16 protein-coding genes and 2 other annotated features are annotated in these 18,302 nt (G+C 36.6%); of the genes, 13 read left to right on the plus strand and 3 right to left on the minus strand.

What is annotated here, in order from left to right:
- Positions 1 to 90: 90 nt before the first annotated feature.
- From A5866_RS13550 to wrbA, 10 genes are all read left to right on the plus strand, one after another.
- Positions 91 to 2,739, plus strand: a complete 2,649-nt coding sequence (locus tag A5866_RS13550) for a fibronectin type III domain-containing protein (protein WP_086445124.1) — start codon at positions 91 to 93, stop codon at positions 2,737 to 2,739.
- Positions 2,740 to 2,749: 10 nt separating this feature from the next.
- Entirely contained in the window at positions 2,750 to 3,289 is a 540-nt protein-coding gene (locus A5866_RS13555; RefSeq protein ID WP_086281767.1) for a hypothetical protein, read from the plus strand.
- Positions 3,290 to 3,352: 63 nt separating this feature from the next.
- Positions 3,353 to 4,009 carry a hypothetical protein gene (locus tag A5866_RS13560; protein ID WP_086281768.1) on the plus strand — a complete coding sequence of 219 codons (657 nt, stop codon included), beginning with the start codon at positions 3,353 to 3,355 and terminating at the stop codon, positions 4,007 to 4,009.
- A 24-nt stretch (positions 4,010 to 4,033) separates the two neighbouring features.
- Complete coding sequence (locus tag A5866_RS13565) at positions 4,034 to 4,366, plus strand: hypothetical protein (protein WP_086281769.1); 333 nt, start codon at positions 4,034 to 4,036, stop codon at positions 4,364 to 4,366.
- A 430-nt stretch (positions 4,367 to 4,796) separates the two neighbouring features.
- Positions 4,797 to 5,630, plus strand: coding sequence for a PRD domain-containing protein (locus A5866_RS13570; protein WP_086281770.1), 834 nt, complete (start codon positions 4,797 to 4,799; stop codon positions 5,628 to 5,630).
- Positions 5,631 to 5,780: 150 nt separating this feature from the next.
- On the plus strand, positions 5,781 to 7,685 hold the full coding sequence (locus tag A5866_RS13575) for a beta-glucoside-specific PTS transporter subunit IIABC (protein WP_086445123.1): 1,905 nt from the start codon (positions 5,781 to 5,783) through the stop codon (positions 7,683 to 7,685).
- A 439-nt stretch (positions 7,686 to 8,124) separates the two neighbouring features.
- The gene (locus A5866_RS13580) at positions 8,125 to 8,847 is read left to right on the plus strand and encodes a glucosamine-6-phosphate deaminase (protein ID WP_086445122.1); all 723 of its coding nucleotides are present in this window, start codon (positions 8,125 to 8,127) and stop codon (positions 8,845 to 8,847) included.
- 3 nt (positions 8,848 to 8,850) lie between these two features.
- Positions 8,851 to 10,317, plus strand: a complete 1,467-nt coding sequence (locus A5866_RS13585) for a glycoside hydrolase family 1 protein (RefSeq protein WP_086445121.1) — start codon at positions 8,851 to 8,853, stop codon at positions 10,315 to 10,317.
- Positions 10,318 to 10,498: 181 nt separating this feature from the next.
- Positions 10,499 to 10,816, plus strand: coding sequence for a rhodanese-like domain-containing protein (locus tag A5866_RS13590; RefSeq protein WP_086281774.1), 318 nt, complete (start codon positions 10,499 to 10,501; stop codon positions 10,814 to 10,816).
- Positions 10,817 to 10,980: 164 nt separating this feature from the next.
- Positions 10,981 to 11,589 (plus strand): NAD(P)H:quinone oxidoreductase type IV, encoded by a 609-nt coding sequence (gene wrbA / locus A5866_RS13595; RefSeq protein ID WP_086445120.1) that lies wholly within the window; start codon positions 10,981 to 10,983, stop codon positions 11,587 to 11,589.
- 153 nt (positions 11,590 to 11,742) lie between these two features.
- Here wrbA and A5866_RS13600 read toward each other — a convergent pair whose 3' ends face one another.
- From A5866_RS13600 to A5866_RS13610, 3 genes are all read right to left on the minus strand, one after another.
- Positions 11,743 to 12,561: an amino acid ABC transporter substrate-binding protein gene (locus A5866_RS13600; RefSeq protein ID WP_086281776.1), complete on the minus strand. Its 819-nt coding sequence runs from the start codon at positions 12,559 to 12,561 to the stop codon at positions 11,743 to 11,745.
- Between the two features lie 15 nt (positions 12,562 to 12,576).
- Entirely contained in the window at positions 12,577 to 13,212 is a 636-nt protein-coding gene (locus tag A5866_RS13605) for an amino acid ABC transporter ATP-binding protein (RefSeq protein ID WP_086281777.1), read from the minus strand.
- 121 nt (positions 13,213 to 13,333) lie between these two features.
- Positions 13,334 to 13,975, minus strand: a complete 642-nt coding sequence (locus tag A5866_RS13610) for an amino acid ABC transporter permease (RefSeq protein WP_086281778.1) — start codon at positions 13,973 to 13,975, stop codon at positions 13,334 to 13,336.
- A 75-nt stretch (positions 13,976 to 14,050) separates the two neighbouring features.
- Positions 14,051 to 14,290: a binding site (T-box leader), on the minus strand.
- Positions 14,291 to 14,579: 289 nt separating this feature from the next.
- Positions 14,580 to 14,810, minus strand: a binding site (T-box leader).
- Between the two features lie 253 nt (positions 14,811 to 15,063).
- Between A5866_RS13610 and A5866_RS13615 the strand changes: the two genes are divergently transcribed.
- The 3 genes from A5866_RS13615 to amaP all read left to right on the plus strand — a co-directional run bounded on the left by A5866_RS13615 (position 15,064) and on the right by amaP (position 18,298).
- Positions 15,064 to 15,786 carry a gamma-glutamyl-gamma-aminobutyrate hydrolase family protein gene (locus A5866_RS13615; RefSeq protein WP_086445119.1) on the plus strand — a complete coding sequence of 241 codons (723 nt, stop codon included), beginning with the start codon at positions 15,064 to 15,066 and terminating at the stop codon, positions 15,784 to 15,786.
- Positions 15,787 to 15,859: 73 nt separating this feature from the next.
- Entirely contained in the window at positions 15,860 to 17,506 is a 1,647-nt protein-coding gene (locus A5866_RS13620) for a peptide ABC transporter substrate-binding protein (protein ID WP_086281780.1), read from the plus strand.
- Positions 17,507 to 17,734: 228 nt separating this feature from the next.
- Positions 17,735 to 18,298: an alkaline shock response membrane anchor protein AmaP gene (gene amaP / locus A5866_RS13625; RefSeq protein WP_086445118.1), complete on the plus strand. Its 564-nt coding sequence runs from the start codon at positions 17,735 to 17,737 to the stop codon at positions 18,296 to 18,298.
- Positions 18,299 to 18,302: the final 4 nt, after the last annotated feature.

Below are 18,302 nucleotides of genomic sequence, written 5' to 3' on the forward strand. Positions count from 1 at the left end.
ATTGAAATTGGCCATGAATTGCAATACAATAATAAAGCATTATCAAAAAATGTTTGTTTTAGTTTCTATAAAATTGCTGGGAGGACTGTCATGAAAAAAATTAATCATTTGATATTTACTTGTTTAATTATTTTAATAATTTTTCCGAATGATTGGTCCTATGCCATGGGAACTAGTCAATCGGTTGAGGAGACTTCAAAAACGACTGAGACAACTGAGTCCGACTTATCATCAGATTCTACGGAAGTCGAAACTGTAGATTCTTCAATTATACAGGATTCCATCACCGAAGAAACGGATAGTACTGAAAATGAAAAAATAACAGATACTATTGATATAAAAAATAGAACAAATGAAGATGAACCTAAAACAGTTAAAAACAGAGCTTTGAAGGTCGCTTCACAAGCCGAAGATGGCTTCTGGCTAGTTGATTCGGTAGCTACATTGACCGAATATTTAAAAGACAGCCAAAAACTAAATTTTCGTTTAACAAATGATATTGACTTAGGCTCAACTGGTTTTCAGCTTAAAGATAAGATGATTATTGATGGGGCAAATCACATTATTACATATAATAAAGGTGGCTCATCTGCAAGCGGTTTTTATGCAAATCAAGCAAATGCTGTAATTGAGATTCGTAACACACAATTTGGTAATAGCGATGGCTCAGGTGCAGTAGGCTATTACGGAATTATCTCCGGTGGATCGGCAGCTAATATGACTTTTATCTTTGACAGGGTTGATTATTATTCTACAAACGGGCAAATGATATACAACGTAAATGGATCGGTCATCATGCGCGGGCAAAATACGATTGACCAAAGAGGCACAAGTACATATTCCCAAGAATGGGCAGAAATAAATTATGTAGAAATTCAAAGTGGTCATACATCAATCAAACATTCAGGGACGACAGAAGCATTTATTTGGTCGAATGGTAATGCTGCTGCTAATCCGCATGCGGGAACTTCTCAAATCGTAGTGAAAGAAAATGCTCAACTAGATATACAAACGAATGGAAACGTTATGTATGGAACACTATCTCCGAGTTATATTGTTGAAAAAAATAGTGTTTTCAATTTGGACAAAGTTACGTTAGCGTCAACAAGTTCAAGAAACCGATTTTTTGCCGCCAACCTAACACAACCAATTACGTTTGATTTTAAAGAGAATTCGCAAGTGAATTTTACATTACCATTGCCTATTAATCTTTATACGGCTAATGGTGGTATGACAATTGGTGAAAATGCAGATGTTTCAATAGATGTCGCAAATGGCAGTGTCTTTTCATCATCTGCTTCCAGCTCTTTTGCAGTTAATATGAACAAAGTCAAACAAGCTTCATTTGCTGGTACAAGTCCTGGAACTTTGGGACTTAATGGTGCTAGTGGTGCTAATAATTTGTCATTTACAAGTAATTACTTACAAAAAATTGAGACATTTTCAAGTAAAGAGAATAACACGCCCACACAAGAACTATTTAAAAGTGCTTCTGATTTAAGTGTCCAAGGAAGTAACTTTAGCAATATCGCTAGTTCGCCAGATCCTTTTACTGCACAAGAAATTAGTGCTTTAAACGGGGCTAAGAAACTTGTTTTTAGTGAATTTATGGAAGTTCCGGATCAATTAGGCTTGACTGCGGCTGATGAAACAGATACGTCAGTTTCACTATACGGTTCATCAATAAACAATGGCAGCGCGGCGACAGAAGTGAAATTTTTCTTGTTTACTGCACAAGAAGATACGAATGATTTGGGCAAAGCTAAGCACATTGTGACGTTGGATGACTTTACCGAGCAAGAAAATACCAGACTTAATTCAACTTATAAGGTAACGATTGCTGATTTAAACCCGAATACTACGTATTGGGCGCAAATGGTTGTTATCAATCAAGCTGGTGCAAGTGAGTTTTCTGATTCTGAGCAGTTTGTTACGAAGCCTCAACTAAAAAAAATCACGGCAGATGTTACTACGACTTCAGCATTCATTAATGGCGAACTAGCTAGCGATACGGGACAATGGACCGATTATTCAAATGGAGAAGATGGTGCTATTCCTGGTCAACCAGCCTATTATGGCGGTGTTTATCAACAAGTCAAGGTTGAGTATAGCCAAAATAAAGACTTTCCAGCTCAGGAAACAAAATCCCAATTTGCAGATCTTTCAGGCGACAAAAACCAAAAATTCTCAACCAAATTAAAAGGATTAGTTGGTGACGTCACGTACTATGTTCGGTTAAGAGTCATTGGCATTTCTGGTGAAGAAGTTATCTTGGCGATGACGCCTTTGACTGAATTTCAAACAGTAACGGAAATCATCAAAGTTGAAGTACCGATCGAAATGGCTTTTCAGACACAGAATAAAGATCTTGGCACAGCTCAAGCAGGTGAATTATCATCTGGAGATTATCAGGTTATAAATAAAGGAAATACAGATACAAAGATATCAATAACAAATCTAATTAAAGAAAATAAAGATGCTGATCAGTTGCTACTATTGAACAGTCTTTCTGGAAATGCTGGGCAAAATGAACTTGCTTTACAAATGCTGATCAATAATGATCAAGCAGCCCCACTTTTTTTAACGAGTGATTTAACAAGCAATCCTTTATCGATCGGTACATTGAATGCCAATGAACAAAAAAATCTGACGCTTAGAGGAAAGTATTTTAACCCAACGAAACAAGCGATATTTCCATCGTATAAGATGACGTTTAAAGTTGAAAAAAATGAAGAATGAGAGGGATTCTATGGATAAAACAACTCAAACTGATGAAGAAAAAAAGAAAAAGAAACGATTACTGCTCATACTTTTACTACTCTTGTTAGCTGTTTCAGCAGGTGGCTTATATTATTATTTTTCAACAAAAACAGAACCAGTTCAAGTCGTTTCCGGAGATTACTTGCCTGATACAAAAGGTGCTAAGAAAATGAACGACAAGGAAGTAAAAGAGGCTGAACAAAAAGCAGTTGATGCGAGTAAGTTCAATATGGTCATCAAATCAGAAGCTGTCTTTGAGACTGGTGACAGTGAAGGTAGTCTATATATTCAAAATCCAGTTGAAAACGGCTATCCAATCAATGTGGTGATTCGTTTAGACAGTAATAATGAACAGATTTATTCATCTGGCGCAATTCAACCAGGTTATGAAATAAATGGAGCAAAACTGGATAAAAAACTTGCTCAAGGAGATCATCCAGCAACGGCCACATTTGACATCTATGATGCAAAAACAACTGAAAAACGTGGACAAGTACAAGCTGGAATTACAATTCGTGTCAACAACTAATATCGTTATTTAGCAGGTTTTCTGTTAAAAATAAATCATCTAACACATAGAGGGAGAAATAATATGAAAAAAACGAATTTTTTACTTACTGCAATGATGCTAGGTCTAAGCATATCAGGATTAACACAACTAGCTTCAGCTGAAACAATCGATGGAGAAAACTCAGCAGATGTTATTATCAATGGAACGATTGGTAAATTAGATAATACAGATCCAGATACAAACATTCCAGAAGGGTCTGATGAATGGATCAATGTTACAGTGGATACAACAACTGCATTCCATACAACAACTGCAAGCGCACATAAAAACATTGAGTCCGCTGATTATAGCATTACAAATAATTCAGGTCGTGGTGTTGCTGTGACCTTGAATAAAATGGTGGGAACACCCAAATATGTCGACACCCTAACAATCAATGCTAAAGGTAGTGGTTTAGTTGCGGCCCCTACAGCAACTAATTTAGTTGAGAGCAATGCATTAGCAGATTTGACAAGTGCACCTGTTTGGATGCGTTTAGCTAATAAAGATGGACGTTTAAATATTGATACAGATGCTGCCTCTGCGTATGCTAACACTGCAAAATTCTACTATACAGGTACAACGGTTGCTGATTTACCAGCAAATGTTGAGCAAAACACGACAGCAGAAAACTACACATTGACATTAAAATTCACATCGATCCAAAAAGATGGGACGACACTTGGTGTAACACCATAATTCAATAAAGGACTGTGATAAACAATGAAGCAATTTAGTTGTCACATCATTATGCTCATTCTTTTGATTGTGGGAATTGGTTTTCATCAAGAAGCTATCTATGCTGTTTCAGCGGAAGTTGAAGTGAATGGGCAAATCGGTGGAAATAAAACGAATGCGCAGCCACAACCGCCAAAAGAAATCGAATCAGAACCAAATCAAAAATTAGCACAGCCGAAACAAACACACATAGGACTAAGAGAATTTCCAAGTACAGGTAGTATTATAGAAGTGATCACGCCCATTGGGTTATTATTGCTATTGATTTATTTACTACTTAATAGATGGGAAGCACATAGAAAAACTACTCATAAATGATGAAGAGCCTAAAGCGTAACTCCAAAAGTTATGCTTTAGGCTCTTAGTATTCGAAGAAATGGTGGGAGCAGAGAGAACTACTACTCTTTCTGAGTGCTAAGAATTGAAGGATTGTGGCTGGCTTTTTTCAGAGTAGATAGTGAAGTTCTTTCAATTGCATTTCAACAATAAAAGTAGTAAAAAAGGAATTGACAGCGTTTTCTTGTTGTGCTATATTTAGTGTAGTTGATGGAATTGTTACTGATTTTTTCAGGCATAACCATAATATAGTAAAGATGATAAAATCGTTTTTTTATCGTTCTTGCTATGTTATGGTTTTTCTTATTTTATGTTGTTACTGTTTCAATTATCTGACTTCGTGGTTTAGTATTACGTTTTTAGAATTATCTAGCTTCACGAGCTCGTTCAGCTTTTAGAATGGAGGTGGAACATGCATATAAAAAAACGGATCAATAATAATGTTGTATTAGCTATGGATGGCGAATTAGAAGTGATCGTTGTTGGTAAAGGCTTAGGCTTTCAGGTATATCCTAATGATCCTATAGACACAACACTGATTCAAAAAATCTATCTGCCTACTGAAAAAATGAGTGTTAAGCAAATGGCTGTTTTATTGAATGAAGCAAGTTTTGAAGAGATTTTATTGGTAGAGAAAATAGTTAAAATTGGTGAAGCTGAGCTAGGTAGAACAATCAACCCAGTTATTTTATTTAGTTTATTGGATCATCTATTATTTGCTTTTAAGCGGCATGAAGAAAACTTGAGAATTCGTAGTCCAATCGAATGGGAGATCAAACAATTTTATCCAAAAGAAGTTGAAGTTGGTTTGCAGGCAATCAGCTTAATAAAGGAAGAAAAAGAGATTGTTTTAGCCGAATCAGAAGCTATCTTTATCGCGATGCATTTTGTGAATTATCAATTTGATCAAGAGTCAATGGAGACAACTATGGATTATATGGAAGCGATGGGGGATATTACACAGCTCGTTCGGTACTACTTTCAAGTAGAGTTAGACGAAACTTCAATCAACTATCAGCGTTTCTTAAATCATTTACGTTACTATTTAATGCGTTTGAATACACAAGAAACGATGAATCCACTTGATAATGAGGAAATCGTTTTGACTGTTAAAAAGAAATACCCAAAAGAATTCAAATGCAGTTTGAAAATTAGCAATTATTTAGAAGAACGCTACAATAAACAAGCTACCTTTGATGAACAGTTGTACTTAACATTGCATTTGGTCCGCTTGTTGCATTCGTAAATATCAATACAAGGATTCGTTACAGTTTGGCTGGCAAAACCTGTTTGAAAAAGATTATTTTCTAAAGAAAATAGTTTTTTTGAACAGGTTTTGTTTTTTTATGAAAGTGTTGGATATAAAGAAACTATTGAGTAGAAAAGAGGAGAAAATATGCAGGATTTAGCCAAGAAAATCATTACACTTGTGGGCGGTGATGAGAATATCAACAGCTTGACTCATTGTGTCACAAGACTACGGTTCAATTTAAAAAATGAATCTAAAGCACAAACAAAAGCGCTTGAAGAACTTGATGGAGTGATGGGGGTTCAAAGACAGGGCGGACAATATCAAGTAATCATTGGCGGAAAAGTCGGAAAAGTCTACGCTGAAATTATCAAAATTTTGCCTCGTCTAGATGACTATGATGCGCAAGAAGAGACGAGTGGAGAAAAAGATTCTTTATTAAACCGTTTGATCAATACCTTATCAGCGATTCTTGTTCCCAGTTTGGCGCCAATTGTAGGCGGAGGGATGCTAAAAGGATTCTTATTTATGCTGACTAGTCTAGGGTGGGCTGATCCAGAAAGTGGTACGATGTTTGTACTAAATATGACTGGGGATGCAATGTTTTATTTTTTCCCATTTCTATTAGCGGTGAGCAGTGCACGTAGATTTAAAACGAATGAGTACATGGCATTAAGTTTGGCGGGAGTTTTGATGTATCCAACATTGCTTAATGCGGCGCTTGCAGGTGAGATGACCAATGTTCAGTTTTTAGGTTTCTTACCTGTTCCAGTTGTCAATTACAGCAGTTCGATTTTACCGATTATTTTGGCGGTTTGGCTATTGAGTTATGTTTATCGTTTCTTTGAAAAAGTGATTCCAAGTATGATTACAGTGATTTTTACACCATTGCTTACGTTGCTCCTGATGGTTCCAGTGATGCTAGTCGTTTTAGCACCGATTGGTTTTTATGTCGGGGAATATATTGCCCTAGGAATTGAAGCATTGATCAATTTTTCACCATTAGTATCCGGGTTTGTGATTGGTGCAAGTCGACCGTTACTAGTCTTAATGGGGATGCATCATGCGATTCGTCCAATCACGCAACAGCAAATCGCAACTTATGGCTATTCTACAATGGGACCAATGAATTTTATGAGCACAATGGCTCAAGCTACGGCTGCTTTTGCTATATATTTCTTGATTTCAAATAAAAAAATGAAACAAGTAGCATTGTCTTCAACGGTTTCAGGTTATCTTGGAATTACTGAACCTGCTTTATATGGTGTTTTAGTAAAGTATAAAGCTGCTTTTGTCGGTGCGTCTTTAGGTGGTGGAATCGGTGGTGCTGTTGGGGCTCTTTTAGGGGCGAAATCGATGGCACCGGTAATGCCAAGTGTTCTGTCTATTCCAGTTTTTCTGAATGATGGGGCAGCGGGATTTATTATTGGTTTGATTGTTACGTTGATTGCTACTTTCCTCATTACGTTTTTATTAGCCAAGAGTATCCTTAAAATCGATGATCAACCTGAAACAAGTAAGGTGAAAGAAGGGCAGATTGAGAAGGGACAAAATGTTGTAACAATTGGGACTCCAGTTTCAGGTACTGTATATCCAATTAGTGATGTTGCAGATCAAACATTTTCAAAAGAACTCGTTGGCAAAGGAATTGCGATTATGCCGGATGAAGATAGAATCGTCTCGCCGATCGACGGTATAGTCACAATCGCTTTTAAGACAAAACATGCTATTGGTTTAACGACAAAAGAGGGGATCGAACTATTGATCCATGTAGGGTTAGACACGGTGGAGCTGGAAGGAGAGCACTTTGAGTTATTGTGTAAACAAGGACAAACAGTTCATGTAGGAACGCCTCTGATTCAATTTGACCGTAAGAAAATCAGCGAATTAGGGTACGATATCAGTGTGATAGTTGTTGTTACAAACTCGGATGAGTATTTATCTGTTTTGGCACTTGATGATCAAAAAAAGATAACGGAAGAAGAGACGTTGATCACGATTGTGCCTGGACTATCGCATGCTGAGGATGAGGTAGATTTAGTTTTGGAGTAAGTGGGAAAAAGATGTGGAAAAGGACAAGGTGAAGTGGAGCGGAACGATGTTACCATATGTTATCTAGCTGCACAAATCAATCCTTAGGAAAATAGATAAATTGTCAGTGAAACAAAGAACGTTTCAATGCCAATTTCCTAATTTTCTACAGGATTAAACGATTTGTTCCGCTTTTATAGTTATCTAGCTACATGGGCTAGCTCTTCGGGAAAAAGATAAAAATAGTTTGTGGTAAAGAGCACCACAATCGATTTTTCCTATTTTCCTGTCAGAGCTGAACGAGCCCGCTACGCTTTTAATGTTATCTAGCTTCACGGGCTAGCCTCTCGGAAAAAAAGATAAAATCTGATTGTGACAAAGAACGTCACCCTCATATTTTCCAATTTTTCTGTCGAGGCTTAACGAGCCCGCTACGCTTTTAAATTTAGGAGGAAATAATATGAAAATTATTACAGTAAAAAATTATGATGAATTAAGTAAAGTTGCAGCACAAATGTTGATAGGAGAAATGTTTCAACGTCATGAACGGGTGAATTTAGCTATTACAGCTGGGACTACACCGATTGGGATGTATGAAAAACTGGTTGCGGAAGTGAAAAATAAAGATTATTTTTCTAATGTACACTACTATAATTTTGATGAAATCCCTTATAAATCAGGGATACGTGAAGGAGTAACGATCGGAGATCTAAGAGAATTATACTTTGATCCTGCAGGGATTTCAGAGGATCAAATCCATATTTTAGATGGAGAAAATTATGAAAAGCAAGATGAACGAATTGAGGCTGCTGGTGGTTTAGATGCAATTTTATTAGGAATTGGTTCAGATGGACACTATTGTGGAAACTTGCCTGGAACAACTAAGTTTACTGATTTTACAACGAAAGTTATTTGTGATGAAGCGATGAAAGAACGGATTGCTCCGCATTTTGAAGATCGTGCTGAAACACCAGATTTTTATGTTACAATGGGACCTAGAAGTGTGATGGCTGCAAGACACTTGATTCTTTTTGCTAGTGGTACAAAAAAAGCGAAAATTATGAAAGCGTTTATTGAAGGCGCAATCACTGATGAAATCCCTGCTTCTATTTTGAAAATGCATCCGCATTTGACAATTATTCTTGATGAGGAAGCAGCTAGTTTATTAGATAAGGAGAAATGATCAATGAGTAAATCAGTATTTCCAGACAATTTTTTATGGGGCGGTGCGACAGCTGCTAATCAATATGAAGGGGGGTATCTTTCAGGTGGCAAAGGGTTAAGCACTTTAGATGCAATCACAGGTGGTAACCATACAACACCAAGAATGATCACTTATAAAACTAAAGAAGGTAAGATCGAAACCTGTACGAGGGGAGCTGCGTTGCCAGAAGGGGCAGTTGGGTATGTGGATCCTAACCAATACTATCCAAGTCATGTAGCAACCGATTTTTACCATCATTATAAAGAAGATATTGCTCTATTTGCAGAGATGGGGTTTAAATGTTTTAGACTATCGATCGCTTGGTCTAGAATTTGTCCAAAAGGAACGACTGAAATCAATGAAAAAGGATTAGCCTTTTATGATAAAGTATTTGATGAGCTATTAAGCTATGGCATTGAGCCAATCGTAACGATTAATCATTTTGATATCCCCATGTATTTAGCAGATGAACTAGATGGTTGGTCAAGTAGAAAAGTAATTGATTACTTCTTATTTTTCTGTGAAACGTTATTTAAACGCTATAAAGATAAAGTCAAATACTGGATGACGTTTAATGAAATTAATTTTTTACGTAGTTGGACTCAAATCGGTATCCATCAAAATGATAAACAAGCAAAATATCAAGCAGCCCATCACTTATTTGTAGCAAGTGCTAAAGCTGTTACATTAGGTCGTGCGATCAATCCGGATTTTAATATTGGAATGATGGTGGCTTATATCCCAAGTTATCCAATGAGCTGCAATCCAGAAGATGTGATGGAAGCAATCCAATTTAATCGTGAGCAAGAATTTTATATTGATATACAAGTTAAGGGCTATTATCCAGCTCATAAACTGAAAGAATTCGAACGGGAAAATATTGTGATCAAAAAAGAGGCTGGTGATGACGAGCTTATTCAAGCTGGAACAGTTGATTACATTGGCTTTAGTTATTATATGTCAACCGTTTCTGCATCTAATCCAGATGAAGTCAAATTTGTGGGGGGAAATCAAATGCCCGCTGTTAAAAATCCATACTTACAAGAATCAGATTGGGGTTGGGCGGTTGATCCATTAGGGTTGCGTATTTCTTTATGTAAACTGTATGATCGTTATAATGTACCATTATTTGTTGTAGAGAACGGTTTTGGTGCGGTGGATCAAGTTGAAACGGACGGTACGATCCAAGATGATTACCGGATCGATTACTTCAGTAAACATATCGCTGCAATGAGCGATGCAATCGAATTAGACGGTGTGGAATTGATTGGGTATACGCCTTGGGGATGTATTGATTTAGTTTCAGCTGGAACTGGTGAAATGAAAAAACGTTATGGTTTTATTTATGTCGATATGGACGATGACGGTAATGGGACATTAGATCGCTCTAGAAAACAGTCGTTTTATTGGTATAAAAAGGTCATTGCCGCAAATGGCAGACAAGATTAAGCAAAATTGGGCTTACTTCAAGAAATTGAAGTAAGTTTTTTTATAAAATTCAAAAAATGGACGTAAAATGTTGTAGTAAAAGTCAACCGTGGTATACTGCTAATGAGGCAAATTTACTGATTACAGCATTGAATGCTAATAGTCGGATAATTGAAAAAGCTGCAGGGGGAATAATACTAGGATGAAAAGAGTATCAATCAAGGAACTTAAAAAATTAATCGAATTAACGGTGAACGAACCAGTTTCGATCATTGATGTACGAGAAGTAGATGAATTTGCGGAAGGTCATATTATAACAGCCAAAAATTATCCACTGTCTACTTTACCAGAAGCAATGTCACAAATTGATCGGGAGCAACCCCATTATGTTATTTGCCAACATGGCGTGCGTTCTGAGCATGCCTGTTCATTTCTTGAAAATTATGGATACAATGTTGTCTCAGTGTCAGAAGGCATGTCCGTTTGGGATGGAGAAAGTAAAGTCAATACTTATAGATAAGAGAAGCCGTGATGAGTAAGCACTCATTACGGCTTTTTTGTTGATGAAACAAAGGGATTTGAAAGAAACTTATTTTTAGTAAGTAAAAATGCTTGTCAATTCACTTACTTTTTGTTAGTATATAAATGTAGATAAGAAACCAATAGTTATTGGAGGAAAAAAACATGACAACAAAATTATTAATTGCATACTACAGTTCAACAGGAACAGGAACACAAATGGTAAACTGGGCGAAAGAAGCTGCTGAAGCAAATGGTGCTGAAGTTCGTTTGAGAAAAGTCCATGAATTAGCTCCTGATGTGGCAATCGATTCAAATCCAGCTTGGCGTAAAAATGTTGAAGCAAGTGCTGATATCCCAGAAGTAACAAGTGATGACTTATTATGGGCAGATGCTTATATCTTCTCTTCACCTTCACGTTTTGGTGTAATGGCTAGTCAGTTAAAACAATTCTTTGACTTACAAGGTGGTCTTTGGGCACAAGGGAAATTAGCAAATAAATTTGTAACAGCCTTTTCTTCTGCACAAAATCCAAATGGCGGACAAGAGCAAGTAATTCAAGGAATTTATACAGTAATGCAACACTGGGGTGCCATTATCGTACCAGCTGGATACGTAAATCCATCAACTTTTGCAGCAGGAGGCAATCCTTATGGAACAAGTGCATCTATTGATGGTGAAGGAAATATGTTGAAAGCTGCCGAAGTGAAAGCTGCTATTCAAGATCAAACAAAACGTTTGGTAGAAGTAACAAGCAAGTATCTTAGTGAATAAAATAGTCTCTTTTGATCGTTTAAAAAAATAATATAATTAGTGTACAAATAGCGATAGTATGGAAACATTAAACCCCAAGAGAATGAGCTTCTCTTGGGGTTTTTCATTTTAGCATACGTAAACTAAAAACTATTGTATCTGAAGAACATCATTTTATTTCGTTACATCTTCTCCAAACCATTCCTTAGAGATCTCAGCCAGTTTACCGGATTCTCTAAGCTTTGCAAAAGCAATATTGATTTTATCTGCTACTATTTTATCTGACTTTCTCAAGCCCACAGCAAATGCTTCACTTTCAAATTGACCACTAACAATCGAAAAATCGGCTAAATTATCTTCATGAGAAAGGTAATAGTTAGCATAAACTCGATCGATCAGTAACCCATCGATTCGTCCAGATTTCAAATCCATGAAAGCTTCATTAAAGCCATCATATAAAATAGCGGTTTGATCTTTGACTAAATTTTTTAAAATTTCAGGTTGTTCTTCAAAGCTGTTATAACCAGAAGAACCATTTTGTGCGCCTAAAATTTTTCCTTTCATATCAGCGAAACGATTGATATTGTTCTTTTTTAGCGAAACGACTACTTGTTCATTTTTCATATATTCATCACTGAAAAGGACTTTTTCTTTTCGTTCAGCACTCTTCGAATAGCCATTCCAAATCAAATCGATCGTTTGATTTTGTAATTCATTTTCTTTCATTGACCAATCAATTGGCTGGAAATCAACAGTGATATCGTATAAATCAAACACAGCTCGAGCTAAATCTACATCAAAACCAATGATTTCGCCCGCCTTATTTTGAAAGCCCATGGGAACAAACGAATCATCTAAGCCAACGATCACTCGTTTTTCAGAACTGATCCGAGACCACTGATCTGTATCTGTTTTTTTTCTACCACAGCCAGCTATTGTTAGAACAAAGAATAAAGTGGCTATAGTAAATAGTAGATATTTTTTTTTCTTCATAGTTTGTTGTCCTTTCTACTGAACAGGTTTTACTGTTAATAAGTTATCAGCAATATTTTCAGCGAATGTCATATCATGTGTGACCACGATTTGGGTCATGCCTTGAGCTTTAAGCGTTAAGATCACTTCTTCGACTTGTTGACGCAATTCAGGATCAAGTGCACTAGTTGGTTCATCGTAGCCCAATACTTTTGGTTTCATGGCAAGGGCGCGAGCAAGAGCGACTCTTTGCTTTTGACCACCAGATAATTGATAAGGATACAAGGACTCTTTTCCGCTAAGCCCAAATTTTGTCAGCAAATCAAGTGCTTCTGCTTCACTTTCAGTTTTCGTTTGTTTGAGAGATAGAATCGGTGCCAAGGTGATATTATCTAATACAGAAAGGTGAGGGAATAATTGGAAATCCTGAAACACGATCCCAACCACTTGATCCGCATTGTCCATTTCAACAGGATTAAAGGCTACTCCATCCATCGTCAACTCACCAGAATCAATCGTTTCTAAACCAGCTAAACAACGTAGCAAAGTTGTTTTTCCACCACCTGAAGGTCCGACGATAGTTAAAATTTCGCCATCTTTAATTTCTAAATTTAATTGATCGATAATTCGCCGACCGTCAAAGCTTTTTGTTAAATTTTTTATTAATAACATGATTTTCCTCCTTATATAAGTAACAACATTCCGCTTTGCTACACCTTGTACTTTTCAACTTTTCGAGAGGTTAGCCCGAGAAGCTGGATATTATATGGTAATAACGTTCCCCATCCTCAACTCATTTATAATACTGATAATGTTTTTCTAATTTTTTCGATGCTAAAGTCAATATTGCGGTTAACAATAGATAAATAATCCCTACTAAAACCAATGGTAATAGATTAACATCACGGCTCATCGCAATTTTACCTGCTCGTAATAAATCTCCTAAACCAAGTACATAAATCAATGAAGTATCTTTCACTAAATTAATAACTTCGTTGCCAATTGAAGGCAAGACGACTTTGATCACTTGAGGTAAGATAATCTTTTTAACTGTTTGAAAACGAGTCAAACGTAAAACCTTTGCTGCTTCATATTGTCCTTCTGGAATTGACTGAATTCCTCCTCTAAAAATTTCAGCAAAATAAGCCGCATAGTTTAAGATAAACGCAAATAATGCTGCATCGTATCGTTCAAAAACGATTCCAATCAAGGGTAAACCATAAAAAACAAAAATAAGTTGTAATAGTAAAGGTGTTCCCCGCATTAGCCAAATATAAATATTGATCAAAAAGTTCAAGGGTTTAAAATTGGTTTGTAAAGCAAATGCAACGATGATCCCGAGCGGAATGGATCCCAGTAGTGTAAAAATAAAGACTTTCAATGTCATAAGTGCACCGTCTAATAATGCCGGCATGATTTCTAAAATGTACTCCATAATTTCTCCTCCATTTTTTGTTTCGTGTAATATTGTGTTATAAGATAATGCAAAAAGTCCCCTTGGCAAGTATGCCAAGAGGACGAAAGAATCGTGGTTCCACCTCAATTTGTTAATACCTCGCGATAGTAACCTCATGGAATCTTTAGTGTTAGTAAAGATTCTTTTCTGATAACGGAGAAAGCCGCATCTTCTTACTTATTTCAGAAGATGACTGAATCAGATGTGTTCATCACAGGTTTCCAGCTTTTTTTCTCAGCGAATAAAAAAGTCTCTGTCAGGAAATGGTCTGTGATTACTTGTTCTGATTGTGTGTTCGTTTTATTGGAATGGTTTGTTTCTGTTTGTTGTTTAGATGTTAGTAAGGAAACTTCGCTCCTTTTGTTAGCCAAGTGTTATTCGTCATCTATTGTGCAACACTCTATGAGTATCAGCCGTTCAATCAATAAAGTAGTTGATTTCTATTTGTTGTTTAGTTTAGCGTGCTGGGTGATTCACTAGTAAGGAAACTTCGCTCCCTTTGGTCGCCAAGTAGTGTTCATCATCTGTTCTGTCCTTTGGCCAATCACAGTGATTCACATCAAAAAGTCCTCTAGCAATTAAGCTAAAGGACGTAAAATTCGTGGTTCCACCTTTTTTCATTATCGTCTCACAACGGTAATCTCATGAAGTCATAGACTTCCATGCGCTAACGGGCACTCCCGAACTTTCCTACTGACTACTTTCAAAAAGTTAACTCCCAGATGTGTTTCGCTTTATTTTCCTGTCTTTTTCCACCAGCCAAAGACTCTCTTTAACGAAATAATAAAGGTACTCTTCTGTTCTTTGTTTTTTATAACTTTACCACCAGTTTTTCTGCCTGTCAACCGTTGATTGTATAGAATATTCAGAAAAAATTTCTTTTAAGCATAAAAGTTACTGATTCAATGAATTTAGGGTAAAATAGTATTAGTTATTCACTTTTAAAAAGTAAGTAAACGGTGATAGTTAAAAACTATCGCACAGCCTTGATTTGTACTATCCTTTCACCTATATATCTGATAAACTATGTACAATTATTATCGGATAGTAAAAAGGAGTGGTGTTGATTGAGACGGTCAATTATAGGGATTGCAGCGAATGAGATTAATGATGCGGGAGCAAAGTTGTATCATTTACCGATCAGTTACACACCTTGCGGCTATGTAAAAGCCATTCAAAATGCTGGTGGATTGCCATTAGTTTTACCAGTTGGCTCGCCTATTTTAGCCAGAGAGTATATAAATCAAATCGATAAGTTGATTTTAGCAGGTGGGCAAAATGTCTCACCCACATTATATGGAGAAACGCTCCAAGTTGAAGAAGCGTCGTTATCTGAAGAACGTGATCAATTTGAATTAGCTTTGATTGAAGAAGCTATCAAGCAAAAAAAACCTATTTTTGCAGTTTGTCGCGGGCTACAGTTAGTCAATGTAGCACTTGGGGGGAGTTTGCATCAAGATATTAGTCAGTTGAACAAGAGTACTGTTGCGCACATGCAAGCACCGATAGCTAGAGAAATTCCCACACATCAGATTCGGACAGAAGCTGGAAGTGTTTTACGTAAAATTTATGGGAAAGAAACAATTGTTAATTCATTTCATTTTCAGGCAGTAAAAGAGTTAGCAGAGGAATTAAGTGTTACAGCTCTTAGTGAAGATGGCATCATCGAAGGTGTAGAAAGTACCGATCCTAGTTTAGCTTTTTTAGGCGTACAGTGGCATCCTGATTTTGCTTATGATCATTTAAAACAAGAGCAGGCGGTTTTTCGTTATGTTGTTGAAGAGTTATAAAGTATTTAGCTTGACAGAACTATTCAAGAAGTAAGCGTTCTATTCAGCTTTAAAAAAGAGGAGGAATTAGAGAATGAAGAAAAAATTTGGTGTTTTTGTTTTAGCGGCGGGATTGTTATTAACGGCCTGTGGCGGTGGTAATGGGGCAACGGATACGTCTGGTAAAAAAGATGACGGAAAAACAGCAGAGACGCAAGTAATCAAAGTTGCTTCAGGGGGCGAATTGTCAACACTGGATAGTGCTCATTACACAGATGTTTATAGCTCAGATATGATCGGTCAAGTGGTCGAAGGTCTTTATCGAATGGATAAAAATCATGATCCAGAATTGGCAGTTGCAGCAAGTGAACCAACTGTTAGTGATGATGGGCTTGTCTACACCTTCAAACTAAAAGAAACCAAATGGAGCAATGGCGATCCAGTTATAGCTGGCGATTTTGTATCTGCATTTAAAAATGTTGTTGATCCAAGTTTTGGTTCAAGTAGCAGTAATCAAATGGATATTTTTAAAAATGGTCGAAAAATCCGTGAAGGACAAGCCAAGTTAGATGAGCTTGGTGTAAAAGCTATCGATGATCAAACCTTGGAAATGACACTGGAATATCCAATTCCTTATTTAGCTCAAGTCTTAGTTGGGACACCATTTATGCCCAAAAACGAAAAATTCGTCAAAGAAAAAGGCGATGCGTATGGAACCTCTACGGATAATTTTGTTGGAAATGGTCCATTTGTTATTTCTGGTTGGGACGGTAACACAGAAAATTGGACATTGACAAAAAATAAAGATTATTGGGATCAAAAAAATGTCAAACTAGATACGATCGATGTTAATGTTGTGAAAGAAATCGGTACAGGTACAAATTTATTCGATGCAGGCGATTTGGATTATACTGTTTTAGCAGATACTTATGCATTGCAATATAAAGATTCACCTCAAGCACATTTTACGCCTAAAGCCATGGTCGGATATTTGAGCCCTAACCATAAACGTGAAGTTACGGGAAATGTAAATGTTCGCAAAGCGATTTTACAAGCAATCGATAAAGATACGTTTGCAAAAGATATCTTAGGTGATGGTTCAACGGCAATCAACGGTTTTGTGCCTAAAGATTTTGCAAAAGATCCAGAGAATGGTGAAGATTTCCGCAAAGAAAATGGTGATTTCTTGCCATTTGATTTAAAAGCGGCTCAAAAAAGTTGGGAAACAGCTAAGAAAGAATTAGGCAAAGAAGAAATCGAATTAGAATTGCTTTCAGCTGATTCTGCGCTGGCTAAAAAAACAATTGAATATGTTCAAGGACAATTACAACAAAATCTACCTGGTTTAAAAATTACATTAAAATCAGTACCACTGCAAAATCGTTTAGATTTACAAACAGCTAGCAACTTTGATTTAGTTTTTGGTACATGGACACCAGATTACGCTGACCCAATCAATTTCTTAGAGTTCTATGATTCTAAAAGTGGATTGAATACGGCAGGCTATAATAATCCAGAATATGATAAAGGGTTGAATGATGCAAGAATCACTCTAGCTAATGAACCAGAAAAACGCTGGGACAAACTGAAAGAACTAGAAGAAACACTGATTGAAAAAGACGCCGCTGTACTTCCTTTGTATCAAGGCGCAATCGGCTATCTTAAAGCCGATAAATTAAAAGATCTACAAGTATTCCCATTCGGAAGAACTGTTTCTTATCGTTTGGCTTATGTAGCGTAAGTAAAAAAACAAGTTGAGTGACTATGGTGAAAACTGTAGCATTCAACTTTTTTTGTGAATTAATTTAATTGCTTGAACGAACTCATACCGGGGTTTAGAAGGGGGATGCATCCTGAAAATCAGACAAGAGGTATGCGTATCTTTTGTAATTGTCGGAAAATGAGTTTAACATAAAATGTAGATATGGAAATAGAAATAGTTGAAAAAATAACGTTGGAGGGACATTCTATGCGAGTGATCAAAGGACTTATTGCTTTACTATTAATAGCAGGTATTTTTGGTATTCTTGGCTTGTATTCTCAATTGGAAAACCTAGGCGTTGTGACGACATTTTTCCAAGATTTATCGTTTCAGTACGATTGGTTGTTCTATTTTTATCAAGTGGTTATGTTAACGCTATTAGCGATTTTAGTTTTAGCATTTGGGTTGGTTTTATTCAAGCCAATCCGCAAAAAAGAAATCTATCTGAAAAAAGAAATGGGGCAAGTAAATGTACCATTACGCTCATTAGAATCAATTGCTAGAGTTTCGTTACGTGACATTGTCAACATTGAGGAGACACAGGTGAAAATAAGACTGACAAAACACCAAAAAGCGGATGTCGAAGTCACCGTAATCGACGAAAAACAGCAACAACTTTTGAGTAAAGGAAAACAAATCCAAGAGCAAATCCCGCAAGCATTACAGCAGATGGCCAAACTTGAGACAAATAAGACGAAAGTTGTTTTTAAAAAACGTAAAGCAGACGCTTCTTTGTTGCCAAGTAATAAAAAAGGCTCACGTGTGATTTAAAGGA

The sequence above is a fragment of the Enterococcus sp. 12C11_DIV0727 genome, from assembly GCF_002148425.2.
GTDB lineage: Bacteria > Bacillota > Bacilli > Lactobacillales > Enterococcaceae > Enterococcus_L > Enterococcus_L lemimoniae.

Excerpts from the sequence above, each read along its gene's own strand:
- A5866_RS13570 (WP_086281770.1), top strand. The coding sequence starts at position 4,797 with ATGCATATAAAAAAACGGATCAATAATAATGTTGTATTAGCTATGGAT.
- amaP (WP_086445118.1), top strand. The coding sequence starts at position 17,735 with ATGCGAGTGATCAAAGGACTTATTGCTTTACTATTAATAGCAGGTATT.
- A5866_RS13600 (WP_086281776.1), bottom strand. The coding sequence starts at position 12,561 with ATGAAGAAAAAAAAATATCTACTATTTACTATAGCCACTTTATTCTTT.
- A5866_RS13620 (WP_086281780.1), top strand. The coding sequence starts at position 15,860 with ATGAAGAAAAAATTTGGTGTTTTTGTTTTAGCGGCGGGATTGTTATTA.
- A5866_RS13580 (WP_086445122.1), top strand. The coding sequence starts at position 8,125 with ATGAAAATTATTACAGTAAAAAATTATGATGAATTAAGTAAAGTTGCA.
- A5866_RS13610 (WP_086281778.1), bottom strand. The coding sequence starts at position 13,975 with ATGGAGTACATTTTAGAAATCATGCCGGCATTATTAGACGGTGCACTT.
- A5866_RS13550 (WP_086445124.1), top strand. The coding sequence starts at position 91 with ATGAAAAAAATTAATCATTTGATATTTACTTGTTTAATTATTTTAATA.
- wrbA (WP_086445120.1), top strand. The coding sequence starts at position 10,981 with ATGACAACAAAATTATTAATTGCATACTACAGTTCAACAGGAACAGGA.
- A5866_RS13590 (WP_086281774.1), top strand. The coding sequence starts at position 10,499 with ATGAAAAGAGTATCAATCAAGGAACTTAAAAAATTAATCGAATTAACG.
- A5866_RS13575 (WP_086445123.1), top strand. The coding sequence starts at position 5,781 with ATGCAGGATTTAGCCAAGAAAATCATTACACTTGTGGGCGGTGATGAG.
- A5866_RS13585 (WP_086445121.1), top strand. The coding sequence starts at position 8,851 with ATGAGTAAATCAGTATTTCCAGACAATTTTTTATGGGGCGGTGCGACA.
- A5866_RS13605 (WP_086281777.1), bottom strand. The coding sequence starts at position 13,212 with ATGTTATTAATAAAAAATTTAACAAAAAGCTTTGACGGTCGGCGAATT.
- A5866_RS13555 (WP_086281767.1), top strand. The coding sequence starts at position 2,750 with ATGGATAAAACAACTCAAACTGATGAAGAAAAAAAGAAAAAGAAACGA.
- A5866_RS13565 (WP_086281769.1), top strand. The coding sequence starts at position 4,034 with ATGAAGCAATTTAGTTGTCACATCATTATGCTCATTCTTTTGATTGTG.
- A5866_RS13560 (WP_086281768.1), top strand. The coding sequence starts at position 3,353 with ATGAAAAAAACGAATTTTTTACTTACTGCAATGATGCTAGGTCTAAGC.